23 protein-coding genes, 2 tRNA genes and 2 riboswitches are annotated in these 26951 nt (G+C 50.3%); of the genes, 13 read left to right on the forward strand and 12 right to left on the reverse strand.

The window, feature by feature from the left end:
* Positions 1–25 precede the first annotated feature (25 nt).
* Positions 26–1387 (reverse strand): type 2 periplasmic-binding domain-containing protein, encoded by a 1362-nt coding sequence (locus TREAZ_RS14200; protein WP_169312640.1) that lies wholly within the window; start codon positions 1385–1387, stop codon positions 26–28.
* A 247-nt stretch (positions 1388–1634) separates the two neighbouring features.
* On the opposite strand from TREAZ_RS14200, the gene TREAZ_RS14205 reads away from it, so the two are divergent.
* Positions 1635–3437: a glycoside hydrolase family 2 protein gene (locus tag TREAZ_RS14205; RefSeq protein ID WP_015712582.1), complete on the forward strand. Its 1803-nt coding sequence runs from the start codon at positions 1635–1637 to the stop codon at positions 3435–3437.
* Positions 3434–4369 (forward strand): ArsR/SmtB family transcription factor, encoded by a 936-nt coding sequence (locus TREAZ_RS14210; protein ID WP_015712583.1) that lies wholly within the window; start codon positions 3434–3436, stop codon positions 4367–4369. Before TREAZ_RS14205 ends, TREAZ_RS14210 begins: the two co-directional genes overlap by 4 nt.
* Positions 4370–4386: 17 nt before the next feature.
* On the opposite strand, the gene TREAZ_RS14215 is transcribed toward TREAZ_RS14210, so the two are convergent.
* From TREAZ_RS14215 to TREAZ_RS14260, 10 genes are all read right to left on the reverse strand, one after another.
* A complete protein-coding gene (locus TREAZ_RS14215; RefSeq protein ID WP_015712584.1) occupies positions 4387–5214 on the reverse strand; it encodes an ABC transporter ATP-binding protein in 828 nt (275 codons plus the stop codon).
* A complete protein-coding gene (locus TREAZ_RS14220) occupies positions 5211–6113 on the reverse strand; it encodes an ABC transporter permease (RefSeq protein WP_015712585.1) in 903 nt (300 codons plus the stop codon). Before TREAZ_RS14220 ends, TREAZ_RS14215 begins: the two co-directional genes overlap by 4 nt.
* Before the next feature lie 21 nt (positions 6114–6134).
* Complete coding sequence (locus TREAZ_RS14225; RefSeq protein WP_015712586.1) at positions 6135–7145, reverse strand: ABC transporter substrate-binding protein; 1011 nt, start codon at positions 7143–7145, stop codon at positions 6135–6137.
* Between the two features lie 42 nt (positions 7146–7187).
* Positions 7188–7270, reverse strand: a tRNA-Leu gene (locus tag TREAZ_RS14230).
* A 131-nt stretch (positions 7271–7401) separates the two neighbouring features.
* The gene (locus TREAZ_RS14235; RefSeq protein WP_015712587.1) at positions 7402–9543 is read right to left on the reverse strand and encodes a glutamine synthetase III family protein; all 2142 of its coding nucleotides are present in this window, start codon (positions 9541–9543) and stop codon (positions 7402–7404) included.
* 545 nt (positions 9544–10088) lie between these two features.
* A complete protein-coding gene (locus TREAZ_RS14240) occupies positions 10089–10460 on the reverse strand; it encodes an ATP-binding protein (protein WP_083820311.1) in 372 nt (123 codons plus the stop codon).
* 444 nt (positions 10461–10904) lie between these two features.
* The gene (locus TREAZ_RS14245) at positions 10905–11447 is read right to left on the reverse strand and encodes a hypothetical protein (protein ID WP_015712589.1); all 543 of its coding nucleotides are present in this window, start codon (positions 11445–11447) and stop codon (positions 10905–10907) included.
* Between the two features lie 337 nt (positions 11448–11784).
* Complete coding sequence (locus tag TREAZ_RS18520) at positions 11785–12126, reverse strand: P-II family nitrogen regulator (protein WP_015712591.1); 342 nt, start codon at positions 12124–12126, stop codon at positions 11785–11787.
* Positions 12127–12138: 12 nt separating this feature from the next.
* Positions 12139–13500, reverse strand: a complete 1362-nt coding sequence (locus TREAZ_RS14255; protein ID WP_015712592.1) for an ammonium transporter — start codon at positions 13498–13500, stop codon at positions 12139–12141.
* A 262-nt stretch (positions 13501–13762) separates the two neighbouring features.
* A complete protein-coding gene (locus TREAZ_RS14260) occupies positions 13763–15349 on the reverse strand; it encodes a sigma-54-dependent Fis family transcriptional regulator (protein ID WP_015712594.1) in 1587 nt (528 codons plus the stop codon).
* A gap of 69 nt (positions 15350–15418) precedes the next feature.
* Between TREAZ_RS14260 and TREAZ_RS14265 the strand changes: the two genes are divergently transcribed.
* The 11 genes from TREAZ_RS14265 (at position 15419) to TREAZ_RS14315 (ending at position 24809) form a co-directional block, all read left to right on the forward strand.
* Positions 15419–15492: transfer RNA gene (locus tag TREAZ_RS14265), tRNA-Arg, on the forward strand.
* Positions 15493–15548: 56 nt separating this feature from the next.
* Positions 15549–16364 carry a M48 family metallopeptidase gene (locus tag TREAZ_RS14270; protein WP_043923124.1) on the forward strand — a complete coding sequence of 272 codons (816 nt, stop codon included), beginning with the start codon at positions 15549–15551 and terminating at the stop codon, positions 16362–16364.
* Between the two features lies 1 nt (position 16365).
* Positions 16366–16626, forward strand: a complete 261-nt coding sequence (locus TREAZ_RS14275; RefSeq protein WP_015712596.1) for a TIGR03905 family TSCPD domain-containing protein — start codon at positions 16366–16368, stop codon at positions 16624–16626.
* A 94-nt stretch (positions 16627–16720) separates the two neighbouring features.
* A riboswitch (glycine riboswitch) is annotated at positions 16721–16826 on the forward strand.
* 26 nt (positions 16827–16852) lie between these two features.
* A riboswitch (glycine riboswitch) is annotated at positions 16853–16959 on the forward strand.
* Between the two features lie 62 nt (positions 16960–17021).
* Entirely contained in the window at positions 17022–18110 is a 1089-nt protein-coding gene (gene gcvT / locus TREAZ_RS14280; protein ID WP_015712598.1) for a glycine cleavage system aminomethyltransferase GcvT, read from the forward strand.
* Positions 18111–18139: 29 nt separating this feature from the next.
* Positions 18140–18511: a glycine cleavage system protein GcvH gene (gene gcvH, locus TREAZ_RS14285; RefSeq protein WP_015712599.1), complete on the forward strand. Its 372-nt coding sequence runs from the start codon at positions 18140–18142 to the stop codon at positions 18509–18511.
* A 9-nt stretch (positions 18512–18520) separates the two neighbouring features.
* The gene (gcvPA, locus tag TREAZ_RS14290; RefSeq protein WP_015712600.1) at positions 18521–19843 is read left to right on the forward strand and encodes an aminomethyl-transferring glycine dehydrogenase subunit GcvPA; all 1323 of its coding nucleotides are present in this window, start codon (positions 18521–18523) and stop codon (positions 19841–19843) included.
* Positions 19840–21255, forward strand: a complete 1416-nt coding sequence (gene gcvPB, locus TREAZ_RS14295) for an aminomethyl-transferring glycine dehydrogenase subunit GcvPB (RefSeq protein WP_015712601.1) — start codon at positions 19840–19842, stop codon at positions 21253–21255. Before gcvPA ends, gcvPB begins: the two co-directional genes overlap by 4 nt.
* An 18-nt stretch (positions 21256–21273) precedes the next feature.
* Positions 21274–22098, forward strand: coding sequence for a tRNA threonylcarbamoyladenosine dehydratase (locus tag TREAZ_RS14300; protein ID WP_015712602.1), 825 nt, complete (start codon positions 21274–21276; stop codon positions 22096–22098).
* Positions 22095–22859: a tRNA 2-thiocytidine biosynthesis TtcA family protein gene (locus TREAZ_RS14305; RefSeq protein WP_015712603.1), complete on the forward strand. Its 765-nt coding sequence runs from the start codon at positions 22095–22097 to the stop codon at positions 22857–22859. The genes TREAZ_RS14300 and TREAZ_RS14305 overlap by 4 nt, the downstream gene beginning before the upstream one ends.
* Position 22860: 1 nt before the next feature.
* Positions 22861–23646, forward strand: a complete 786-nt coding sequence (locus TREAZ_RS14310) for a TatD family hydrolase (protein ID WP_015712604.1) — start codon at positions 22861–22863, stop codon at positions 23644–23646.
* Positions 23647–23648: 2 nt separating this feature from the next.
* On the forward strand, positions 23649–24809 hold the full coding sequence (locus tag TREAZ_RS14315; RefSeq protein WP_015712605.1) for a GNAT family N-acetyltransferase: 1161 nt from the start codon (positions 23649–23651) through the stop codon (positions 24807–24809).
* Positions 24810–24816: 7 nt separating this feature from the next.
* Here the strand turns inward: TREAZ_RS14315 and TREAZ_RS14320 are convergent, their stop codons facing one another.
* On the reverse strand, positions 24817–26823 hold the full coding sequence (locus tag TREAZ_RS14320) for a hydantoinase/oxoprolinase family protein (protein WP_169312641.1): 2007 nt from the start codon (positions 26821–26823) through the stop codon (positions 24817–24819).
* Positions 26824–26951 lie beyond the last annotated feature (128 nt).

Below are 26951 nucleotides of genomic sequence, written 5' to 3' on the forward strand. Positions count from 1 at the left end.
CCGTTCTTAAAAGCCGGAATCGGCTTTAGTTCCTGATAGCCTGGGTAATTGCATCGGTGATATTCTGAATCGCCACAGCAGGAGTAGCCTGACCGCCCCACACAAGATCAAGATTCGTTATCATGGAATCTTTGAATGCGCCGAAATGGACGTTCTTGGAAGGAAGTACTGCAGTGGTTGCAGCCCTGGCATAATCTGCCCTATAGGGAAGCGCGGTGAAAGCCGGACTCGACTGGACAGGAATATTCGAGGGAATCTGGCCTGAGCCGGCCCAGGTAGGCCCGCCCTTGGTAACTGCCCAGGCGGTAAAATCCACTGCCGCTTGGGTATTCGCTTCGTTCCGGGCCTGTTTGGTGGGAATTACGAAAACATGGGCATCAGCCCAACAGGCGTCATTGGTGCCGAAAACCCGGGGATAGGGCTGGGCGGCAAAATGGAGACCCGATGTCTCACTGAACACACCAGTCATCCAGGTCCCGTTCCAGGTTATAGCCGAAAGGCCATTCTGGAACATCTGGCCGCCGTCAGAAATGCCCGGAAGGACATAACCATCGGTGAAGAAGCTCTTAACATATTCGGCAGCCCGGATAGCAATATCCCGATTCAAGGTCACCTGGGTACCTGCAGCATTTACCAGGGGAGTTCCGCCCATCTGGAAATAAGTAGCCCACCAAATACGATAGGGCTCATCTCCGCTCTGGGGCAAGGATATTACGGTCTGTCCGGCTTTCAGGGTAGACTTTACTTTATCCAGAACAGCCTTAAACTCTGCGGCATTATTCACCCGAATCTGGCCGTTGGTTAAAGCAACCCCGGCAGCGGTCAGGATATCCGTATTGACATACATAATCTCCGCATGGGTGTCCAGGGGGATGGCATATTTTTTGCCGTTAAAAGTAACCCCTTCTACCATGGCAGGGGCAAAATCATTCCAATTAACCCCCGCTTTCTGGGCATAGGCATCGACAGGAACGACCATTCCCTGTTCTACCAGTTCGGGCAGCCGGGAGACATGGGAAACGCCGATATCCGGACCTTTCCTTGCAGCTACCGCAGTCCCAAATTTGATATAGTAGTCCGCCCAAACGAGCATGACCGACTGTACCTGCTTTGAAGGCCCGGTCTGGTTGTAGTCAGCGATAATCTTATCCATCCAGGCGCCATCGCCGCCCGAGAAGAGAGACCAGAATACCAGTTTGTTGGGATCGACCTTTACGTCTTCAGGGTTATTTACGGTCCCGTCCTCATTTACGCTAACCGCAGCTGTACTGCCCCCGCTTGCGGGTGCAGGAGCGGCTCCACCCTGCTGACCGCCTGCGGCAAAAAGCGGGCTTGCTGCAAGGATTAATCCCAACAGCAGAATCGTCATTGTCTTTGCACTTTTCATAGCTTCCTCCATAAAAAATAATGAATTATACCGGCAATTATTACAAAAATACTGTAATTTTAACCTGCATATAAAAATGATAACACCCAATATTGTATATGTCAACAGTTTTTTTGAAGTTTTCTTAAAGAAAATATACTTTTCATACCCGTTTTCTTGACATGCTTCCTAATCAGGGTGTAATATTATTATAATAGTTACAATTTTTATGTAATTATTATCTTTTATAAATACTACGAGGTATACAATGCAATGCTACCAGCCCAATTATCCGCGTCCTCAATTCGTCCGGGATTCGAATTCCTGGGAAAACCTGAACGGCCCCTGGGATTTCGCTTTTGATGACAAGAATGAAGGAACTGCCGCAGGGTGGTTCAGCGCCTTCCCCTCGGGGAAAAAAATCACCGTCCCCTTTACCTACGAGACAAGCGCCGGCGGCATTGGCGACGAAGCGCCCCATAATACGGTCTGGTACCGCAAGGCGCTTACTATAGAAAAAGCCAAGCTCGGGGATAAACGCATAGTCCTCCATTTTGAAGGCTGCGATTATATCGCCAGTGTTTGGGTCAACGGCGGATTCGCAGGAGGCCACAAGGGCGGCTATGCCCGCTTCTCCCTGGATATTACCAATCTTTCCAAAAACGGGGAGAACATCATCACGGTCAAGGCAGAAGATTCGTTCAGCCTTTTCCAGCCCAGGGGCAAGCAGCGCTGGCGGAATGAAAACTTCGGCTGTTGGTATGTGCAGACTACGGGGATATGGAAAACCGTTTGGCTTGAATATGTAAGCGATGATCACATCGCATCGGTAAAAATGACGCCTGTGCTCAGTTCGGGAAAAATAGAGATAGAAGCAGAAGTGCGCGCATCCGTCAGCGAAGCTTATGAACTTGAAGCTTCCATCAGTTTTAAAGGAATCCCTGTAACAAGCGTTACTGTTCCGGTGACCAAAGATCGCCTTTGCTTTAATGCCGATTTGGTTTCCACTTCCCTCACCGAATGGGGCATTCGCACATGGGGCCCCGGACATCCTGACCTCTACGATATCAGTTTTAAACTTTTAAAGAACGGCAAGGCGATTGACGAGGCCCTCTCCTATTTCGGCATGAGGGAGATACGCATAGACGGCCCCAACGTGCTCCTCAACGGTTCGCCCCTTTACCAGCGTCTCATCCTGGATCAGGGTTATTGGAAAGAAAGCCACCTCACGCCGCCCTCTGAAGAAGCCCTCATTGCGGACATAGACAAGGTTATGGCCGCGGGTTACAACGGCGTCAGGAAGCATCAAAAAATCGAGGATGAAAAATTCCTCTACTGGGCCGACGTAAAAGGTCTCCTTGTCTGGAGCGAAATGGCTGCCACCTACGAATTCGGCGATGAAGCAGTAACGAATTTTACCCGTGAATGGATGGAGATTGTGCGGCAGAATTACAATCATCCTTCGATAATTACCTGGACGCCCTTCAACGAATCATGGGGGGTTCCGCAGATTAAAACCGATATTACCCAGCAGCGTTTTACCGAGGCCATTTATTACCTCACCAAATCCTATGATCCATACCGCCCGGTTATCTGCAATGACGGCTGGGAGCATACCATCTCCGATATTATCACCCTGCATGATTATGAAGAAAAAGGAGAGGATTTCCTTGACCGTTACGGGGATAAGCTTGACGACATATTTGACAATATGATCTACCACAACAAATTCAAATCTGCCTTTGCGGGAAATTATAAATATAAAGGCCAGCCTGTCATCTTAAGCGAATTCGGCGGCATAGCTTTTAACAATGGAGAATCGGGCTGGGGTTATGGCAACAAGGTTAAATCCAAGGATGATTACATTAAACGTTTCGATTCCATTACTACTGCCATTAAAGAAATTGATTACATCTGCGGTTTCTGCTATACCCAGGTTACCGATGTCCAGCAGGAGATCAACGGCATCATGGACATGGATCGCAATTTTAAAGTGGAGCCGGAAATTCTTAAAGAGATCAATGAACGGCAAACAGGAAGCATACACCGTATTGTAAAGGATACCCGTTGAAGAACCGCATCAATCTGGATCTTGACCAGGGTGAAAAAGCAGCAAAGGTATTCAGGGCTCTCTCTTCTCCTGTAAGGCTGCAGATGATAAAGGCAATCGTTGAAAAGCCGGGAATGAACATCAGCGAATTGGCTGAAAGATTCACCCTGCCTGTTTCATCTGCAGCCCTCAATGTCCGGGTACTTGAAGAAGCAGGCCTCATACTGATTCAGGAAAAACCCGGGCTCAGGGGGGCGCAGAAAACCTGCGCCATTCTGGTTGAAGACATTTACATTGATATATTTCACCGCAAGCGTGTAGAAAAGCAAGCCAGGGAAATTATGTACAACATGCCCCTGGGTTACTATTTTGACTGCTCCATTACCAAGCCCTGCGGTATTGCAGGCAAAAAATCTTACATTGGCATAGAGGATTCTGAAAATGCCTTTTACAGCCCCGAGCGCATTCACGCCCAGTTGGTCTGGTTCAGCTCCGGGTATCTGGAATACCGCTTCCCCAATCATTCGATTAAATCCGAAGTTATTCAATCCATCATTTTCAGTTTCGAAGCATGCTCCGAAACAGCAGGCTATAACAACGAATGGCCCAGTGATATAACCATCTGGATAAATCACAACGAGGTGTTCACCTTCCGCAGCGCCGGCGATTATGGGGACAAACGGGGCATATACAACCCCGGCTGGTGGCCTGATGAATCAACCCAATACGGCGAACTCCACCACCTTGAAATAAGCCCCCAGGGCTGCTTCGGGGATGGCAGGAAAACATCCGATCTCGGCCTGGAATCCCTGGATATTTCAAAGGGCGAATACATATCCTTCAAAATAGGCATCAAGGAAGATGCGGAATGCCGCGGGGGCATCAATATTTTTGGCGAACACTTTGGCAACTACAGGCAGGATATTTCCATGGTTGCGAGGCTTGAACACTAATACTGCTTTATAATTATCTACGCGTCGCTCAAAAGCAGCTCATCGTTGGAAAGCTCCTGCTTTTTGATATCCCTGAAACGCTGCACTATGTCTGCGGTGGTGAGTTTCGATTTCTCAGCTTCCCCAAGGTCGAGGATAATTTCGCCCGAATCCATCATGAGGAGGCGGTTGCCGTATTCCAGGGCCTGGGCCATGTTATGGGTGATCATAATTACGGTTAATTTGTACTCCGAGGCAAAACGGCGGGTAAGGTTCATCACTATTTCTGCGTTCCTGGGATCAAGGGCAGCCGTATGCTCGTCAAGGAGGAGCAGGCTGGGTTTTGACATGACCGTCATAAGCAGGGTCAGGGCCTGGCGCTGCCCGCCTGAAAATAATTCAACATTGTCGCCAAGGCGGTTTTCAAGGCCCATGTCCAGCTCCCTGAGGCGCTCGCGGAAAAGTTCCCTCATGTTTTTATTGAGGCTTATTTTAAGGCCCTTATAACCCTTTTTGTGGCAAATGATCATATTGTCTTCGAGAGACATTTTTCCTGCGGTACCCAGAAGGGGGTTCTGAAAAATCCGCCCCATATACATGGCCCGCTTATGCTCGGCTTCCCGGGTAATGTCCCGCTCGGCATATTCTATGCCTTCCGGGGAAACATCACGAATCAGGACCTTGCCATCCGTGGGGATAAGGGTCCCCGACACGGCATTGAGGAGGGTGGTCTTACCCGCCCCGTTGGAGCCAATAATCGTAATAAATTCGCCGGAATTGATTTTAAGGTTGATATTTTTTAAGGCAGTGTTTTCATCGGGAGTACCCTGGGCAAACACCACCTTGAGATTTTCGAGCCTGATCATTTGATACCCCAGCCCGATCGCCCGCCCTTTGCATAGCCCGCCCTCGAAAGCATGATGCACACGATGATGAGAATGCCCGTGATGAGTTTGAGATCGTTGGCGGTCATGTGGATATAGTAGCCGTAGTTGCGGGCAAAAAACATGAGCGCCCGGTACAGCACCGACCCGAGAATGGCCCGCAGGGTGAGTATGCCGATGCGATTTGAACGAAGGAGGAATTCCCCTATCATGAGGGAAGCAAGGCCCGACACTATCATGCCGCTTCCGAAGTTAATATCCGAAAAGCCCTGATACATGGCAGCGTAGGCGCCCGCTATGCCCATGAGCCCGTTTGCAAGACAAATGCCCACAATTTTAATCACATCGGGGTTCATGCCCTGCGAAATGATAAGCTGGGGATTGTCGCCCAAAGCGCCCACGCAAAGACCGAAGTCGGTGCGGAAAAACAGATCCAGCGCGATTTTGATTATAACAATCGTGAGCAAACAGAAAATGACTATTGCCCACTCACCGGGCATAAAAGCGCTTGCCCAACTTATTATCCTCGAAAAGAGGGTGGGCACTTTGATGAGCGAAAGATTCGCCCTGTTGCTCATGACCCGCAGATTAATGGAATAAAGCATGGTCATGGTGAGTATCCCCGAGAGGAGGTCGGGGATTTTGAGCCGCGTGTGTATAAGTGCGGTTACAAGCCCCGCCGCCATTCCGCCTGCGAAGGCCGTGAACAGTGCAACTGAAAAGGGAAGCCCCCTGGAAAGCAGCACCCCAAGGATGCAGGCCCCCAGAGGGAAGGATCCGTCTACAGTCATGTCGGCGAAATTCAGCACCCTGAAGGTGATGAACACCCCCAATACCATGATGCCGTAAATGAACCCTTCGGTTAATATCCCTTCAAGCATTGTTGTTTTTCGGTGAGCTGCTTACTTTTCAGTAAGCTTGCCATTTTCGAAAATCAGATTGGCCTGGGAAAGATACTTCTGGGGAATGGTGATGCCCAGCTTCTTTGCGTTGTCCAGATCAAACATGAGATCCGACTCTGAAGGTTCGGTGAGGAACTTCACGGGGATATCCGCAGCCTTCTTGCCTTCGAGAAGATCAGCCACAATGTTGCCGGTAGCGATACCGGCTTTGTAGTAGTTGAAACCCGAAGCTATGAGACAGCCGCCGTCTTTAACTCCGGTAACATCACCGGCGAAGATAGACTTTTTGGCATCCCCAAAAACCTGAATGATGGCAGCCACAGCGGAGAACACGGTGTTGTCAGTGGTCATGTAGATACCGTCCACGCGGTTCACAATAGCCTGGGCAGCCTGGCGAATATCAGCGGAAGTGTTAATGGCCTGGGGAACCAGGGCAATGCCATTCTGCTTGCAGGCCGCTTCGACCAGCTCAAGAGCCGCAAGTGAATTGGCCTCTGAACCGGTGTAGATATAACCCAGGGTCTTGATACCTGCAATCTCCTTGAACATGGCGATATGATCCGCAGTGGGAATTGCGTCGCTCATGCCGGTAACATTCCCGTCGCCATGGGCCAGGGAAGAAACAAGGCCCGCGCTCACCGGGTCTGTCACCGCCGAAAACACCACCGGCACATCCTTGATGGCGTTGGCCAAAGCAACCGCTGTGGGGGTAGCAATGCCCACCGCCACATCGACCTTGTCGCTCTTGAACTTGTTGGCGATCTGGGCCGCAGTGCTCATGTCGCCATTGGCGCTCTGAAGGTCAAACACGGCGTTAAAGCCCCTGGCCTTGAGCTGATCCTGAATGCCCTGCTCGCAGGCGTCCAGGGCCGGATGGGCCATGATCTTGGAAATGCCGACACGAACCTGTTTGGTTCCTGCTTGCGCCGGGGACTGGGACTGCCCGCCGCCGGCAAACGCCTGGGCTATGGCGGCGCAACACAACGCTGCAACGAGAATTTTCCTCTTCATCAAGTGACTCCTTTTTTGCTGAAACCTTTCAAAGTACAGCTATGCCGAGAGCGGGACTCGAACCCGCACCCCCTTGCGGGGAGGAGATTTTAAGTCTCCAGTGTCTACCATTCCACCATCCCGGCCGTCTGCGCCCTCCCGGCGTGTCCAAGATCATTCTACCCAAGCAGTCCCTTGGGGTCAATAGAACGAAGAAAACACAAAAAAGGCCGCCAAAGCAGGCAGCCTTTTTTCATTTCAAAACATTACGAATCGTTTACAGCTTAAACAGCAGATCCTCGTAACCCGGGAAGGGCCAGGCTTCCTTGGAAACCAGCTTCTCCAGGGCATCGGCCTTGGAGCGCACTCCGTCCATGGCGGGGCGGACTTTTTCGAAGTAGGCCTTGGCCTGGGCAAAGGCTTCTTCGACTCCCTGGGCTTCGGCGAGGACCGCTTCGAGTTTGCCGGTCTCTTCGTAGAGTTCGTTGGAGAGTTCGGCGATCTTCTTGGCCCGTTTTTCCTGGGGGGCGCTCACGGCGTGAATGGCGGCGAGGGCAGAAGCGTCACGGGCAAGCTCGGCGCAGTAGGAGCTGACGGCGGGGAAGATTTCCCTCCGGGCCAGGTCGGTGGTAACGCCGGCTTCGATGTTGATCTGCTTTGAGTATTTCTCAAGGTAGATGTGATAGCGGCTCTCGGTCTCTTCTTTGGTGAGAATCTTGTGGGTCTCGAAGAGGGCGATGGTTTCGCTGCGGGTAAGAACCGTGAGGGCGTCTACGGCGTTCTTCACATTGGGGAGGCCCCTGCGTTCGGCTTCGCGCACCCATTCGTCGGTGTAGCCATTTCCGTTGAACACCACTTTGCGGTGCTTGGAATAGGATTCCTTGATGATGGCCTGGATGGTCTGGTTTACATCGGAGGCTTTTTCAAGCTTCTCCGCGTATTCGGAAAGAATCTGGGCCACTGCTGCGTTAAGGTAAGTGTTGGGAGCAGCGATGGACTGGGAAGAACCGACCATGCGGAATTCAAACTTGTTGCCCGTGAAGGCAAAGGGGCTTGTGCGGTTACGGTCGGACACGTCCTTGGGAAGCTGGGGAAGGCTCGTAACGCCGATCTTGATCTTCTGGCCTGCGGTGGATGCGCCCGACGCCTTGCCTTCGGCGATGTTGTCGAGGATTTCGGTGAGGGGGCCGCCGAAGAAAATGGACACGATGGCGGGAGGGGCCTCGTTGGCGCCCAGGCGGTGATCGTTGGCGGAGGTGGCGACAGAGGAGCGGAGCAGCAAGGCATAGCGATCAACTGCTTCTACCACCGCCGTGGCAAAGAGGAGGAAGCGGGCGTTGGACTCGGGGTTTTCGCCGGGGTCAAAAAGATTGACGCCGTCGTCGGTTGCCATGGACCAGTTGTTGTGCTTGCCGCTTCCGTTAACGCCGGCAAAGGGCTTCTCGTGGAGCAGACCTTCCATGCCGTGGCGGCGGGCAACGTTGCGAATGGTTTCCATGACGAACTGGTTGTTGTCTACCGCAGCAGTGCTGTTGGCGTAGATGGGCGCAATTTCAAACTGGTTGGGCGCGACTTCGTTGTGCTGGGTTTTGGCGGGGATTCCCACCTTCCACAGTTCGTAGTTGAGTTCCCTCATAAACACGGCGACTCGTTCTTTGATGGCGCCGAAGTAATGATCCTCCATCTCCTGGCCTTTGGCGGGGAGGACGCCGAATACGGTGCGGCCTGTGAGTATCAGGTCGGGGCGCCTGTCGTAGAAAGATTTGTCCACCAGGAAGTATTCCTGTTCCGGGCCGACCGTGGTAAAGACGCGAGTTGCAGTGGTATTACCCAGGGCCTTGAGAACCCTGACAGCCTGTTTGGAAAGGGCATCGATGGATTTGAGAAGGGGCACTTTCTCGTCCAGGGCCTGACCGTAATAGGAGATAAAAGCAGTGGGAATGGCGAGAGTGGTGCCGGTGGGGTCCTGCTTAAGGAAGGCGGGGCTCGTCACATCCCAGGCAGTATAGCCCCGGGCTTCAAAGGTAGCCCGCAGACCACCCGAGGGGAAACTGGACGCATCAGGTTCGCCCTTGATGAGTTCCTTCCCTGAAAATTCCATGATGACTTTGCCGTCCCCTGTGGGGGCGATAAAGGAATCGTGCTTCTCTGCAGTGAGCCCGGTGAGGGGCTGGAAAATATGGGTATAGTGGGAAGCGCCCTTGGAGATGGCCCAGTCCCGCATGGCCGCAGCCACTACCTCGGCTACTTCAAGGGTCAGCTCTTTTTCGCCATTCTGAACAGTTACAATTTCCTTGTAAATGTTTTTGGGCAAAAGCTGCCTCATAACCGCATTGGAAAAACAATTGGTACCGTACAGGTCCGCTACCGGGGTCTGGGTAAAATCGATACCCCCGCAGCAATCTTCAGAACAGCTCATAAAATCCTCCATATATTGACAGAATAAATAGTCCTACACATACTTAGCAAATACCGTGCCAAGACTGAAGATGGCTGCATAATTCTCGATATATCTCGTAACTACTTATATTATAATGAATTACAAAATCAGGAGAAAATAGGAGATATTAAGAATAGTGCGATAAAGTTACATCCATGTAGCTTATAATAAAAAACCTACAAAAATGTAGAGAGGTTATGCACGTTTATTGTACCGGGAAAGTCCACGCGGGAGCGAGTTCTTGGGTATGTACCCTCGCTACGAATCAACTGACACCAATCCTGGCAGAATGCTCAGCACTATACTAACAAACTGGTCTGCCTTGGTTGCCCCAAACCCCTGATCTTCTTTTTGACGAAGTCGATATGCTTGTAGATCAAACCCTCATCAATTTCCTTCGCCAACTGTAAACTATGGTCGAAATGACCCAACAGTCCGGTCCATGTGATCCACGAGCACGGAAAAAGATGATCCAGGTCTCCGGGATGAGATCCACCCCGGAGACCATTTTAAATCGCGAATTATTAAATGACACTCTTGCGTTTACGCATAGATTTTTCTCCCCGGATATTGACGGTATAAGAATTATGAACTGTCCGGTCGAGAATAGCGTCAGCAATGGGAACAGAGCCAATCTTTCCATGCCAGCCGCATGGTTCTACCTGGCTTGTGAATATGGTGGAATTATTGGAACAGCGGGACTCAACTACTTCAAGAAGGTCCCGGCTTTCAGTTTCAGAAAGGGGGGTCAACAGCCATTTGTCCAGAATGAGCAGGTCGTTTTTTTTATAAACCTGTATTATTTTGGGAAACACCCCTTCGCCCCGCGCAACGGCAAGGTCATCCAGCAATTCAGGCAAGCGGATGTACTTCACGGAATAGAAACTACGGCCTATGGACGCAAGTCATATTTTAGGATGGTCGTTTTTGCTTGCGGATCACTCTCCGTATAGGTGGATCATTTTGGGCCGGACTGCTGGATCACTTGCGCCGGATCGGTGGGTCTAAATCGCCATAGTTTACAATAATATTTTTGCAATGTTTTCAAACAAATTTTAGGGCAAATGGTACATAACAATTAGCTGTATTCATTGACATCTGTGGATCATTCTTTTTTTGGATAAAATAGCAAATATTTCCGACTACGCTCAACTGCGCACTTTTTAAAAAAATGCGCAGTTAAGCGTAGTCATTCTGCTATTTATATTTTATAAATTTATTACTCCTATTAACAATAAATGTTCCATTGTATATTATTACAGGAATGAGCGTGCCGTAGCATAAAAAAAACCTCATGCAAATCCTTGCATGAGGTTTTTCTTTAGAAGGTGCTTCTTTAATTAGAATGCATATCCCATGCCGAAGGCAACAACAAAATTGACTCCAACTTTAAACTCGCCATTTCCCGCGTATGTAAATCCCGATGTAGAATAGTCTTTTTTACCGAGAACTATGGGAATACCTATTTTCGGTTCAATAAAGAAACCGCCGGGACTTCCTACGTCAATTTTCCAGCCAATACCCGGATCAACTAAAAATCCGCTGGTTGAATATACCCAGGAATATGTATACCCACCAGCGTCAACATCTTCAGTGCCTGTTATTGTTCCAAATCCTAAACCGAGTTTAGCATAAAAAACACCCTTAAAAGGATAAAATTTTGCGTTTGCTTCTACTGCAAAACTGTTCCAAAAAAAGAAAAGTGAATTGTAGTATACTTCACCCCCGACTGAAATTGAAGGCGTAAGAACCCTTTCATATCCAACACCAGCACCGAGTAGGCCGATTTGCCCGGAAATCCAATTGTTTTGCGCACTCGCAGTGCCTACACCCATAACTGCCAGCAACACGCTGAGCATGATGATAAACTTGTAGTTTTTCATAAACTACCCCCTTTAATAATTTTGGGGTTATGTTTTGCAACACACAACCCCCAGCGACACTTCACCATCTCTCTTTATAGTCTCTAAATGAGATGGTTGTCAATAGGACGGATCGGAGGAGGTACAATGTTTATACTATAGATTAAATTCGATAATGCGATTCTGATAAATGATGAAGATGCATAAGCAAAAAAGATGCCGTAAAAACAAAAAGAAGGGGCTGCCCTTTCTTCATGGACAGCCCCAATTTTTAACTCCGGGTTTCAGATATACTGCACGTCACCGGAACCCGCTCCTTTTTTTGCCTCTTTATAAATTCTTATATTGAGGACTTTGTTTAACCGATAGCTGCTGAGCCGGTTTCACCGGTTCTGATTCGTATGCACTCCTCGACGGGTAGTACGAAGATTTTTCCATCCCCGATTTCCCCGCTGCGGGCGCCCCGGATAATGGCATCGATGGTGGGTTTGACAAAGTTGTCATTCACCGCGATTTCGATGCGTACCTTTTTAAGAAGGTTAACTTCCAATTCTACGCCCCGGTACTGTTCGGTATAACCCTTCTGCTGTCCGCAGCCCATAGCATTGGTTACTGAAATCTTGAAAACTTCAGCCTTAAAAAGTTCCTGTTTTACCTCATTCAGCATATGAGGCTGTACGTACGCAATAATTAATTTCATTCTTCTGCCTCCTTACATGTTGCTGAAGATCTGGAAGCCCGTGTAGGCTTCTGATTTGTGTTCGGAAAGGTCAAGACCTACCATTTCTTCCTTGGGGCTGACCCTGAGACCGACAACGGCCTTGATTGCCAAGAAGAGGATGAGGCTTGTGATAGCTGCCCATGCGCCGACAGATACAACGCCTACTGCCTGAATACCAAGCTGGGCAAAACCGCCGCCATGGAGAATGCCGACAACGCCGTCATCAGGAGCATTTGCCCAGATACCTACAGCCAAGGTTCCGAAAATACCGCACACAAGGTGGACTGAGGCAGCGCCAACCGGGTCGTCTATCTTGAGTACCTTGTCGATGAACTCAACAGCCAGCACAACCAGCACGCCGCCGATAAGGCCGATGATGATGGAAGCGCCAGGGCTTACAACCGCGCAAGGGGCGGTGATGGCCACGAGACCTGCAAGCAGACCGTTGAGGGTCATGGAGCAGTCGGGCTTTTTGAACCATATCCAGGAGAAGACGAGAGCGCCAACTGCGCCGGCAGAAGCAGCCAGACAGGTAGTTACTGCAACCCGGGCGATGTTAAGACCGCTCCAGATACCGCCTTCGCCGATAGTGGCAATGCCGGTGGACGCGCCGTTAAATCCGAACCATCCGAAGAACAGCAAGAGCACACCCAAAGCCGCATAAGGGATGTTATGCCCGGGGAATGCCTTGACCGTTACCGTACCGTCAGCGCCTTTCACGTATTTTCCAATACGGGGGCCGAGAACCGCAGCGCCCATAAGAGCCGCCCAACCGCCCACAGAGTGGACAACAGTGGAACCGGCAAAATCATGGAAGCCCAGATTGGCGAGCCAGCCGCCGCCCCAGACCCAGTGGCCCGAGATGGGGTAGATGAAGGCGGAAATAAAACAGGTGTAGATCAGATAGGACTTGAACTTGGTCCTTTCAGCCATAGCGCCCGAAACAATGGTAGCGGCAGTAGCGGCAAACACAACCTGGAAGAACCAGGATTTGTAGAAATTCCCGCTTTCCATATCCAGAAGCATTGGGCCGTTGAAGAACTGATCGGTACCAATGAGTCCTCCCGCAGAAGTCCCGTACATGAAACCCCAGCCAACAGCCCAGTACACAATGGCTCCAAAACAGAAATCCATCACGTTTTTCATGGTGATATTGGTGGCATTTTTTGCACGAGTCAAACCGGTCTCAACCAAGGCAAAACCAGCCTGCATAATAAAGACCAGAATGGACCCGATAAAGAGCCAAACTACATCCAGGGAAAACCCCAGAGTTTCAAGGGTCTCCTGGGCAAAGAGGGCGGCAACGCCCCCAACCCCAAGAAGCACAGCTACAATAAGCAATTTTTTTCGCACTTTTGTATCCTCCTAAAGAATGTTATCTATATATTTAGCAAAAATCGTGCCAAGATCATCATAAAAAGCGACATTTATGAATAAATCGCACAAATTGTACCCAAAAGAGCAAACCAAGAGAAAATCGGCATAATTTGGAGGTCTTTGAATACAAAACGATGAGACAGATCATTACAGAAAAAAGGGGAAATTGCGAAATACCGCAAGGTTTTCAAGTTTTTCTGGAAAATTTCTACAATTATGTAGAAATGGGGGAAATATCCTACATTCTTGTAGCTCTATAAAGCCGCCAATTGATGCCATAATGGTGGACCCGGAGACCCATCTGTCGCTCGGTAACGCCCAAACGCCGGGCAGCAGCAGCCATGTTGCCATCGGCTATCTTCAGGGCTTCAACAATAAGCTCTTTCTCAAGCCGCGAAAGAGCCGCTTCCAGGGTGGTAGTGGGTTCGGTATTGGTAGAGGCTGCGGACTGGAGGCTTGGGGGCAGATTGTAGGAATGGACAACCGAATCCTGGGAAAGAATAACCGCACGTTCCATGCAATTTTCAAGCTCACGGACATTGCCGGGCCAGGAATAGCTGGTGAGGAGATCGATGGCCGGAGTGGAGATGCGCTTGATGAGCTTGCCGTTCTTTTCCGCATATTTCTCGGCGAAATGATCAGCCAGAAGCACGATATCGCTTTTCCGCTCCCGCAAGGGCGGAATATGGAGGGGAAAGACATTCAATCTATAGTAGAGATCCTCGCGGAAACGGGCGGATTTGACCTCTTCCTCCAGGTTCCGGTTGGTAGCGGCCACAAGGCGCACATCCACCTTGATAGTCTGGGTACCCCCCACCCTTTCAAGCTCCCTTTCCTGGAGTACCCTGAGGAGTTTTACCTGGATTTGCGGGGGAAGCTCGCCTATCTCGTCTAAAAATATGGTTCCCCGGTTGGCAAGCTCAAAGCGCCCCTTGCGCTGGCTCACTGCGCCGGTAAAAGCCCCTCTCTCATGGCCGAAAAGCTCGCTTTCTATGATGGACTCCGGAAGGGCAGCGCAATTTATCTTGATCAGGGGCGCCCCTACCCGCTTGGAAAGGCGGTGTATCTCGGCAGCGACCAGCTCCTTGCCGGTACCGCTCTCCCCGGTGATGAGCACCGTCGCATCGCTGGGCGAAACCTGAAGGAGCATCTCATAAAGGCTCCGCATGGATTTGTCAGTGCCGATGATGTCGCTGCCGGCAGCTATGCGACCGCCACCCTGGGCCTTTGCCGATCTATCCTCGTTCAGCCGGTCATCCGGAACCTTTTCGCTGCGGTAGCGGAACTGCTCTTCCATAATCCGTTCCCGGAGCTTGGCAGAGTCCGCTATTATAGAAGAAACCTTCTCGAGAAAGGTCTTGTCCTGGGCCATCTTTGCTGAACGATCGTCGTCCTGTATGCGCCGTTCGGCATTGAGGGTGCCGATGACCGAACCGCCCGAACGTATGGGCACGCAATAATAAGTAAGGCCAACCATGTCTTCCCTGGTACGGTTCCGGGAACGGTTTAAAAAGTGGGTTTCCCTGGAAAGATCCGGGACGATGATGGCTATGCCCGATTCAAAGACCCTGCCAACGAGTCCTTCGCCCAGCCGGTATATGCCACGGGCTTTTTCCTCAGCCGTGAGTCCGTAGGCCTCTTCGATTTTGAGAAGCCCTGTGGCCCGGTCAAGGAGGGTTACCATGCCCCAGGTGAGGCCGGCCCTGGTTTCCATCAGGCTTAGGAGAGGCCCCAGGGCGGTTCGCAGCTCCACATGCTTGTCGAAGGTTCTAGCTATATCAAAGAGTAGCTCCAATTCCTCCATTTCGTGGGACGAAGAATCCATAAAAAAAGGGTACTACATTTTTGTAGGAATTGACTAGAGGGAAAATCTGTGGTATAAAGGCTGATAGAAGCGACACTAGCTCATCCGGATAGAGCAACGGCCTTCTAAGCCGTAGGTGGGCCGTTCGAGTCGGCCGTGTCGCAAAGGATTTTCCCAAGGGAAAATCCGTGGATTGGATATACATTTTTGTGAGGTTGCTATGAAAAAAATTGTTGTTCTGCTGACTGCGATTATCATTGCGATAATTGCTGTAGCCTGCGCTACCAATCCCCTTACCGGGAAAACCACCATGGCTTTTGTAGACAATAGCCAGCTCTTCCCTTCTTCGTTCCAGCAGTACGATGAAGTCCTGAACGAGAGCCAGGTGGTTACCGGAACTGCGGCTGCGCTTATGGTTGACCGGGTGGGCGCCAGGCTCAAGGAAGCTGCTGAAAAGTGGCTCGCTTCAGAAGGCCAAAGCAGCTACCTGGCTGGCTACGCATGGGAATACCACCTTGTGCAGGATGATCAGGTTAATGCCTGGTGCATGCCCGGGGGAAAGATAGTGGTCTACACAGGGATACTCCCTGTTACCAAAGATGAGACCGGACTTGCGGTAGTCCTGGGGCACGAAATTTCCCATGCCCTCCTCAACCACGGCCAGCAGCGCATGAGCGCCGATGTGCTTAGCCAGTTAGGCGCTTCGGGCTTGAACATCGTGACCGGCGGAAGATCGCCGGAAACCCAGGCCCTGGCCATGACCGCTTATGGCGTAGGTTCCCAGCTTTTCGGCACCCTGCCTTTCTCAAGGAAACACGAAAGCGAGGCGGATCATTACGGCCTGCTCCTCATGGCAATTGCGGGGTACAGCCCGGACGCAGCTGTCCCCTTCTGGGAAAGGATGGCGGCCATGGGGGGCGGGGGCACGCCCGAATTCCTCAGCACCCACCCATCGGATGCTACCAGGATCAATCAACTTCGGGACTGGATCCCCGAGGCCAAGAGCAAAGCCGCCCAATTCGGTGTGAATTATTGATATGCACGAATTTATACCCCAGGGAACCTGTTCATCAAAAATTTTATTTGACATACAGGATGGCAAAGTCAAAAACCTTCATTTTGAAGATGGCTGCGATGGGAATCTTAAAGCCTTGTCCATATTAGCCGATGGCATGGAGGCCGGGGAACTTGTAAAAAAGCTCAAGGGCCTTGAATGCGAAGACAAAGGCACATCCTGCGCGGATCAGCTTGCGCGGGCATTGGAAAAATATTCTAATGGGGCTTTTGCTAATAGCTGAACCGGGAATGGAAAATTCTCTGTCAGCCTCTAAAATTCGCTTCTTCTTCTTGACCAAGATGAGATAAAGTGTTATTTATGACAAATAGATTCGAATGATGAATTCGGGAGAGAACAAGGGCTGTCCGGCTTGGGCCGGCGCTTCAGTCGCCGAAGGGGCAAACGCGTAAAACTCTCAGGCAAAAGTACCGAATTCTGACGAAACTCCGAAAAGCGAAGCTGTTCTATAAAGAAGCGCCGGCTTTTGAAAAAACAGCAAAGCACCGAAGAGGCAATTTCCCGTCCCACTGCGGATAAGGAAAGAATCTTTCAGGTTAAAGACGGAGCGCATGCCGGGAAACCGGGACTTGGGGCTTATGCTTCGAGGGATGCGCTGTCTGCCTGAAGGAGGCCGAATTGGAAAAGAAAACTCCCTTATATCCATGGCATGAATCTCACGGAGGAAGGATAGTCCCCTTTGCGAGTTATCTTTTGCCCGTCCAGTATGAAAGCGGCGTCATAGCCGAGCACAATGCTGTCCGCGAAAAAGCCGGCCTCTTCGATGTTTCCCATATGGGTGAATTTGCCATTGCCGGCAAGGCTGCCCTCGAAGCCCTGCAGAAAATCCTCACCAACGATTTCACGAACATGGCCATAGGCCGGGTGCGCTACTCCCTGATGTGTAATGAGCAAGGCTGCATCATCGACGATCTGGTGGTCTGCAAGATGGACGAAGGCCGCTATATGCTGGTGGTCAATGCGGCCAACCGCGACAAGGATGCGGCCTGGATTAAAACCAAGCTTAAAGAAATTAAATTAGACGGCGCTTCCTTCGAAGATGTCTCCGACAAGTTTGCGCAAATCGCCCTGCAAGGGCCTCTGGCGCCTGCCATACTCTCTTCCCTATCAAACACAATCCCCGAAAAATATTACACCCTTATCGAAAGGGGCAGTGTTGCGGGCATTGACTGCATTGTTTCCCGCACAGGCTACACCGGCGAAACAGGTTTTGAGCTCTATTGCAAGCCCGATGATGCCATTGCACTTTGGGAAAAAATCATGCAAGCAGGAAAAAATTCCGGCTTGATTCCCTGCGGCCTGGGCGCGAGGGATACCTTGCGGCTCGAGGCTTCCATGCCCCTCTATGGCCATGAAATGGACGAAACCATTACTCCCTTTGAAGCAGGGCTTGCTTCGGCAGTAAAAATGAACAAAGATTTTTTCATTGGCAAGGAAGGGCTCACGGGAAAAGAGAAGCCAGGCCGCATACGCACAGGGCTTAAAATAATAGACAGAGGAATAGCCCGGGAAAACTGCCCGGTGTCGGTCAATGGCAAAAACGTTGGAAAAACAACATCAGGGACTTTCTGCCCCCATCTCAAGGCGGCTATGGCCATGGCCCTTTTGGATACGAGTATTGCTGCTCCCGGAAATATCGTAGATGTGGATGTACGGGGCAGGATCATAAAAGCCGAAACCTGCGCCTTGCCTTTTTCTTTGATTTAAGTGCAATAATACCATATTGGAGGATAATTATGGATGTGCCAGAGAATTTGAAGTTTACCAAATCCCACGAATGGGTAAAATCCCTTGAAGGGGGAATCGTAGAAATCGGCCTTACCGATTTTGCCCAATCCGAGCTTGGCGATATCGTATTCGTCAACCTGCCCAAGGCAGGGGATGTATTGAAAGCCGGGACTTCCTTTGCCGATGTGGAATCGGTAAAAGCGGTGTCCGATATTTACAGCCCCTTGAACGGAACCGTAAAGGAAGCCAACCAACAGGTGCTGGATCACCCCGAATCAATCAATTCCGCCCCTTACGAGGCCTGGCTCATAAGAGCCCAGGGGGATATTCCCGCAGGGGGATTGCTCTCCCCTGCCGAATACAAAGCCCTTCTGGGCTAAGGCAAGTTCATGGGCTCATATATACCGAATACCGAAACTGATCGGAGCGAAATGCTTGCCGCCATGGGGCGGAAATCCATCGATGAATTATTCGCCAACATACCCGAAAATGTCAGGATAAAAGATTTAAACATTCCCAAAGGCATGGCGGAACTTGATGTGACACGGGCAATTGCTTCTTTGGCAGGGGAAAATAAAATTTTTTCTGTCGTTTTTCGGGGAGCCGGGGCGTATAAACATTATATCCCTGCGGCGGTTAAGCGTATTACTGCTAATGAAACATTTACCACTGCGTACACCCCTTATCAGGCAGAAATAAGCCAGGGTATACTCCAGTCAATTTTCGAGTATCAGACCATGATCTGCGAACTCACAGGCATGGATGCGGCCAATGCCTCTGTGTACGATGGCGCCAGCGCTGCTGCCGAAGCAATGAATATGTGCAGGGACAGGGGAAAGAACAACATCTATGTTTCCGGGACTGCCCATCCCCAGGTGATAGAAACTATCCGTACCTACTGCTTTGGCTATGGCATCCCCGTCATCATGATTCCGAAAAACACAGACGGGAAGACAGATTTGACAGCCCTTAAAAATCTTCTTGCAGATGACAAGGCAGCTGCCGGTATCTATATTCAAAGCCCCAATTTCTTTGGCCTTGTTGAGGACATTCCCGGCGCTTCAGAAATCGCCCATGCCAATGGCGCGCTTTTGGCAACAGGGGTAAACCCCATCTCCCTGGGGCTTCTGGAAAGCCCCGGCGCATTGGGCGCCGACATTGCCCTTGGCGAGGGTCAGCCCCTAGGAATGCCCCTGGCCTGGGGCGGACCCTACCTGGGTTTCATTGCCTGCAAGAACAGCCTGATGCGAAAACTCCCTGGGAGGATCGTGGGCGAGACCACCGACACTAAAGGCGAACGCGCTTTTGTCCTTACCCTTCAGGCAAGGGAGCAGCACATACGCCGCGAGAAAGCCTCCAGCAATATCTGTTCCAACGAAGCCCACTGCGCCCTGACCGCAGCGGTTTATCTTTCGGTTATGGGCGAAGAAGGTTTTGCCGAGGCTGCCCGCCAATGCCATTCCAAGGCAATTTATACAGCAAAACAAATCTCGGCTATTTCGGGGTATTCTCTCGTCTACGATGGCGAATTCTTCAATGAATTTGTTACCCAATGCCCGGATACGGAAAAAGCCCTCAAGGTTTTGGAAAAAGACGGCATACTGGGGGGTTATCCCCTTGGCAAAAGCCAATTGCTTTGGTGCGTTACAGAACTTAACACCAAAGATGAAATTGACAGAATGGCATGCATATTGAAGGAAGCCACCTTATGAAACTGATATTCGAAAAAAGCAGACCCGGAAGAGGCTGCAGCATACTGCCCCCCTGTGATGTGCCTGAAGCATCAATCCCACAAAGCCTTGCAAGAAAGAAACCAGCCGGTCTCCCCTGTCTTGATGAAAATGAAATTTCCCGCCATTACAGCACCTTGGCAAAACGCAGCTTTGGTGTTAATGACGGATTCTATCCACTTGGCTCATGCACCATGAAGTACAACCCCAAGGTCAATGAAGAGCTTGCCCGCCTTCCCGGCTTTACCGATATACACCCCCTGCAGGATGCATGCACGGTACAGGGCTGCCTCAGGATCTTGGATCTGGCGGCCTCTTATCTCAATGAAATTTCCGGCATGGATGCCATGAGTTTTCAGCCCGCAGCAGGCGCCCATGGCGAATTGACGGGCCTTCTCCTCTTCAAACGCTATCATCAAAGCCGGGGGGACAGTGCCAGGACAAAGATAATCATTCCCGACAGCGCCCATGGCACAAATCCTGCAAGCGCCGCCATGGCAGGATTCGAAGTAGTAAACATACCTTCCGGTGCAGACGGTTGTGTCGATCTTGCAGCATTAAAGGCCGTACTCGGCCCTGATACCGCAGGCCTCATGCTTACCAATCCCAACACGGTGGGGATATTCGATCCCAATATTACTGAAATCACCCGCCTTGTTCATGAAGCAGGGGGGCTCAATTATTATGACGGCGCCAATCTCAATGCCATCATGGGCATAGTCCGTCCCGGAGACATGGGTTTTGACGTGGTGCACCTTAATCTCCACAAATCTTTTTCCACCCCCCATGGAGGCGGAGGCCCAGGCTCGGGCGCAGTAGGCTGCGAGAAAAACCTTGCCCCCTTCCTGCCCCGCTCGGGAACAGAGCTTGAAGTTGCAGGTCAAGCCCAGAGCATAGGCAGGGTACGGGCATTCAACGGAAATTTCCTCATTGTAGTCAGGGCCGCGGCCTATCTTCTCACTCTGGGCAAAGAAGGCATTCCGGATGTTGCAAAGAACGCAGTGCTCAACGCCAACTACCTTATGGAAAAGATCAGGGGAAAATTCCCTCCGGCATACGAAGGCCCCTGCATGCATGAATTCGTTATTTCTGTTGAAAAACTTAAGGAGACTCATGGCGTTTCTGCTCTGGATATTGCCAAAGCCCTGCAGGACAGGGGCATGCACCCGCCTACGATCTACTTCCCCCTCATCGTGCACGAAGCCCTCATGGTAGAGCCTACGGAAACAGAATCGAAGGAAACCCTGGACGATGCGGCTCGAACTTTCCTTTCCCTCTTTGATGAGGCCGAAAAGCATCCCGAAAGCCTCCATGCCGCGCCTATGAATTCAGCAATAGGCCGTCCCGACGATGTAAAGGCAGCGCGGCAGCCAGTGTTGAGATTCAGATGCTGATTGAGGTACAATGAATCAATGGTCATCAATCCAAGTTTTCAGCGCCTTGCCCTTCTCACAGGCCTCGATACCGCAAAAGCTATTGCCCGTACAAAAGTGATGGTCTTCGGAGTCGGAGGCGTGGGAAGCTGGTGCGCCGAAGCTTTGGTGCGTTCAGGAATCGGCAGTGTTACAATCATTGATTCAGATACGGTATGCGTTACCAATATTAACCGCCAGGTGCAGGCCACTAGTTCTACTGTGGGCCAAATGAAGACCGAGGTCCTGGAAAAGCGGCTTAAGGAAATCAACCCTGGCTGCGAAATAATTTCCATACCAAAAGTTTTTTCCAGGCAGGATCGAAGCCTCGAAGAAACCGCAGAAGCCTATGGCATTGGAAACGCCGATTATATTATCGATGCCATAGACAGCCTTACCAATAAGCTCGATCTTATTGAGACCACAGCGGTAACAGGGGTGAAGCTCTTTTCATCCATGGGAATGGCGCAGAAACTCGATCCTACCCGGCTCAAGACCGCCGATGTTTGGGAGACCGAAGGCTGTCCCTTGGCAAGGCTGGTCCGGCAGGGCCTGAGGAAGCGGGGCTTTGAAGGCCATTTTATTACTGTGTTCAGCGCCGAACAGCTTCCCCAAAAGAATGAAATCCCTGTGGTTTGCGGATCAGGCAAATGCCTCTGTCCTGAAAGGGACCGCTCTGATCCCAATGCGCCTGTAGAATGGTGCAGCAGCAAGAAAATAATCAACGGCAGCGCAGTTCCTGTTACCGCTTCTGCGGGGATGATTTTGGCAAGCCTGGTGATCCGGGACGTCTACGATCGCTTTGCCAACACGGAGACTCCGTGAGCCACCGCTTTTTGCGCAGGGCCGGGGCCCAGGAAATAGTACAAAAACTAACTGCCAAGGCCATACTTGAACGGAAACTCATTGAGGAAGGGGATCGCATACTCATTGCGGTTTCTGGGGGCAAGGATTCCACCGTTCTCGCCTGGGCGCTTTCGAGCCTGCGGCCCCTGCTGAAAATAAACTATGATCTTGCGGGCTTTCACATCTCAAGCGATTTCTGCGCATGCTGCAAAAAATCCATACTGAGCCAAAGGCTTGAAGAATGGGGCGTGCCTTTTACGGATCTTTCAGTTCCCATCATAGGCAGGCTTAAGCCCGGCCGCAAAATGAATTGTTACTGGTGCTCTACCCAGCGGCGCACAGAGCTTCTGCGATATGCCATGGAACATGGCTTCAATAAGATTGCCCTGGGCCACCACCTGGACGATATAATTGAAACATTTTTTATGAACATGGCAGACAAAGGCACGCTCCTGGCCATGCCCATGCTCCTCCGTTACCGCAAATATCCTGTAAGCCTTATACGGCCTCTGGGCTATGTGGAAGAACAGCAAATAATAGCATGCGCCGAGGAAAAGGAAATTCTCAAAGCAGCCTGCACCTGCCCTTTCGGCATCAATTCCAAACGCAGGGACATACGGAAGCGCATTGCGGATTTTACAAATAATTCAAGCGCGGTAAAGCGCAGGATCATTATGGCCCTATCTCAAGGCAGTAACGATCTACTGGCAGAATCCGCTGGCGAAAAAGGAAAAATATAGTATGAAGATAATTGATATTGGCATTAATCTGATGCATTCGTCATTCAAATCCGACAGGGAAGAAGTCATACGTCAGGCCGAATCCCTGGGCGTCTCACCTCTCATCATCACCGGTACCGGAGAAAAGGCCAGCAGGGAAGCTTTGCAATATGCCGCTTCCATGCCGGGGAAACTCTACGCCACCGCCGGTGTGCATCCCCACGAAGCGCGGCTTTGCAATGACAGGACAATTGCGAATCTTAAAGAATTGGCAATTAAATACAAGGCTTTAGCCATAGGCGAATGCGGCCTGGACTACAACCGGGATTTCTCTCCCCGGGACATTCAGCGCACGTGGTTCGAAAAGCAGATTGAATTGGCCGTAGAGCTTCAGCTTCCCCTCTTCCTCCACGAGCGTGATGCCTTCCCTGATTTCAGTTCCCTGCTTAAAAAATATGTGGGCAAGGTTCCTGCCATGGTAGTGCATTGCTTTACAGGTAGCGAAGAAGCGCTTGAAAAATACCTTGACCTGGGCTGCTACATAGGGCTCACGGGCTGGATATGCGACGAAAGGCGGGGTACGCATTTGGCAAATCTCGTAAGGAAGATCCCCGCAGATAAACTCATGATAGAAACCGACGCGCCTTTTATACTTCCCCGGGATCTTCCGTTTAAGGTAACAGGGAGACGCAACGAACCGAAATACCTTCCCCATATTGCAGAAACCATTGCCCGCCATACAGGTAAAGATCCCGAACAGCTTGCCAAAGAAACATTTGACAATACGAAGCGTTTTTTCGGCATATAATTATGGCGGAAAGCAAGTACCATATCAAAATCCATACGTCTATCACCGAAATACCGGCGCAGCTCTGGAACAGTTTGGTTACCCCCGATACAGTCCCCTTTCTCGAATGGGAATGGCTTGCGGCTTTGGAAGAATCGGGAAGCATAGCCCCTGAAACCGGCTGGCAGCCTCTCCACTTCTGTTTATGGGAGAGTGAAAAGCTTATAGCTGCTGCGCCATTTTATCTTAAAGCCAACAGCGATGGCGAATATGTGTACGATTACTTTTGGGCAGAAGCCGCAGCTTCCATGAAGAGGCAATGGTATCCCAAGCTGGTAGGAACTGTGGCTGCCACTCCCGCAGAAGGTTACCGTTTCCTCTTTGCCTCGGGTATTGACAGTAAAACTGCAAGCGCGATAATACTTGATGCGGCAGAATCTTTCTGCAGGAAAAACGGCATTGTAAGCCTCAATATTCTCTTCGCCGATCCTGAATGGGCTAAAGATCTAAGCAGCCTGGGATTTATGCCATGGGAACACTCGCACTTTCTCTGGAAAAACCCCGGGTCCCGCAGTTTCGACGATTACCTTGCATTGTTTTCAAAAAACCAGCGGAAAAATATCAAAAAAGAATACCGCAGCCCTGCAGAACAAGGGGTAACAATCAAAATTGTGACAGGTGAAGAAGCAAAAGAAGAACATTACCGGAAAATGTTTGAACTTTTCACGCTTACCAATGATAAATTCATACCCTGGGATGCCCGCTGGGTAAACGAAGATTTTTTCCTAAGCCTCGAAAAGACCTACCGCAAGGGGACTGCCTTTGTGGAGTCCAGCCGTAATGGCAGGATTATTGCCCTGGCATTCCTGGTCCGCAAGGGCGGCCGTATCTGGGGGCGTTTCTGGGGCGCTTATGAAGAAGTAAAGAACCTCCACTTTGCGGCCTGTTATTACACTCCTATGGAGTGGTGCATCAGGGAAAGGATACATTTTTTCGATCCCGGCGCAGGATCGCCTCATAAGATACGTAGGGGCTTTAAGTCGGTAATTGACAGAAGCTGGCATAAATTTTTTGACCCTTCATTGGAAAGGCTCTTCAAGGGAAATATAGCCAATGTCAATCACTATGAAGAAGAAAACAGGCGTCTCCTCAATGCAGAGCTGCCCTTTAAACAGCTCGAATAGTCTTAAGCTAAAAACCCAAGCTACAGGCAGCATGGGCAGTAACTGTAGTGCCCAAGTGCACTGCCCCTCCCCTTGCAGAACCTTCATTCTTATGAAAATCACAGCTTACGGCAATTTCACCTTTTGCACCCCGCCTGACCGCTTCATCCATCGCGCCCGCCTTGGCTTCTTGAACTGCGAAATCCTCTGCTTCCCGAAGGGTTTTATATGAGATTTTGCGGTTATAGCCAAAAACTATATAACCCGTGATTCCCGCATTAGTGTAATTAGGCCGAATCTCTACAGAATAGGAGGCATAGATATTCCCAACTACCGCGCCCAAAGCATTGGCTACTTCAAAATGCTCAGGAATAAGCACCTTGGTACCCAGCAGTTTTGCTACATCATTCAAGAAAATATGAACAGGCGCACCGATGCCCACAAGGGTAAAATCAGTTTTAAAATCCAGGCCTAGCAGTTTATTTCCTTTCTTCGCAGCCTCATAACTTTGAAGGATAAAATATTCAGCCTCCCCATCCACGCCTTTTTTCATATAATGCTTGTCCTGATTCTCGAGAAGCATCTTTACAATATTTACATAAAGCCTGCGTTTTACTTCATCGTAAACCCTGTCGCACAATTCCTGAGTGGAAATACCCAGATTATAAGCCATGTATTCAGCCCCCAGGAGAGAAGCCTCCCGGGAATAACTCGAAAAATCATTATTGATGTGCATGATATCCGTAGGGGTAAGCCCGCAAATTTGAACCACTCCCTCTTTCAGCAGCCTGTCCATTTTAAAATTATAAATATCAGTGCCGCATGCAGCCGCCGCTTCCCTTATGGAAAGAGGGCCATTCTTCAAAGCTTCACAAAAGCGCAGTTCCGCTTCGGTGTAGCGGGCAGGGTCCTTAATAGTATTTGAAAGAATAAAGTGTTCATGAAGATAGAATGAATGGGCGGTATAATTTTCAACTAGCTTCTTCAAGTTTTCTATTACCCTTGGATCCTTTCTGCCCGCCACACAGAGGGGGACGACCCGGTAATCTTCCAGGAAAAGATTGTCATATTTATAATGTATGGCTGTATCGCCCCCAAGGCCAAAGGTTTTGATATAGAAGCCGTGAACAAAAGTCCGCCACTTGCCAATGCTGACGCCATCAGTAACCCTTACCGGCATGCCGTCCTTGACCAGGGCAATATCGGTGGTAGTGCCCCCCATATCGACAATAACGCTGTTAGCCTCATTTGCAAGCCAGGTACCGCCTGCAACACTGGCAGCAGGGCCGCACAGCAATGTTTCCACGGGGCGCACAGAGGCAAACTCTTCGGACATAAGGCTGCCATCGCTTCGCATTATTACTATTGGCGCAGTAATACTGCGTTCTCCCATGGCTTTCTTTATCGCCAGTAGAAATTCTTTGATAACCGGAAAAAGCCTGGCATTAAGGAGAGTGCTCGACCCCCGCTGCAGGCAATTCAGTTCAGAAAAAAGTTCATACCCGCAGACCACAGGGATATCAAATTTACGCTTAAAGACTTCCATGGCCTTCTTTTCGACTGCCGCGTTGTTCTTCATGGCAAAAATTTCTATGATCCCCGCTCCGTCAAGATGACCGAATTCTTTTTCGATTCCTTTTTCAAAAAGTTCCCAATCGAGTTCCCTGTCGATTTTTCCGGAAAAATGGGTAAAGCTTTCCTGGATGTAAATTTCATCAGAAGGCGGGAGGCCATACTGGCTGCCGAATTCGCCAATTACATCCTTGTCGCCCCCAAGGAATATAAGCTTTGCCCTGCCCCCCTTGTCCTCAACACAGGCATTGGTTGCCAGGGTAGTAGAAAGGGAAATAAGCCCCGCCTCCTTAACTCTGTCCGGGGGGAGCTTGTCCAGGGCTTCAAGTATCCCTATAGCCAGATCCTGCCTTGTGGTCAGGGCTTTGGCAGTCCCTAAAATCCTTTCCTCATTAAAATCATATATCACCGCATCAGTGTATGTACCGCCGGTATCGATGCCGATCCCTATTCTGCTGTCCATAAAGAGAATATAAACCGCCATTCGCATAAATGTCCAGTTTACGCCATTAAAACATCGCATATCGCCCATTGCCGCCTTCACTTTTTCATCAATTTGAACCAATATAGAAGAAAGTATGCATCATTAAA

The sequence above is a fragment of the Leadbettera azotonutricia ZAS-9 genome, assembly GCF_000214355.1.
Classification (GTDB): Bacteria; Spirochaetota; Spirochaetia; order Treponematales; family Breznakiellaceae; genus Leadbettera; species Leadbettera azotonutricia.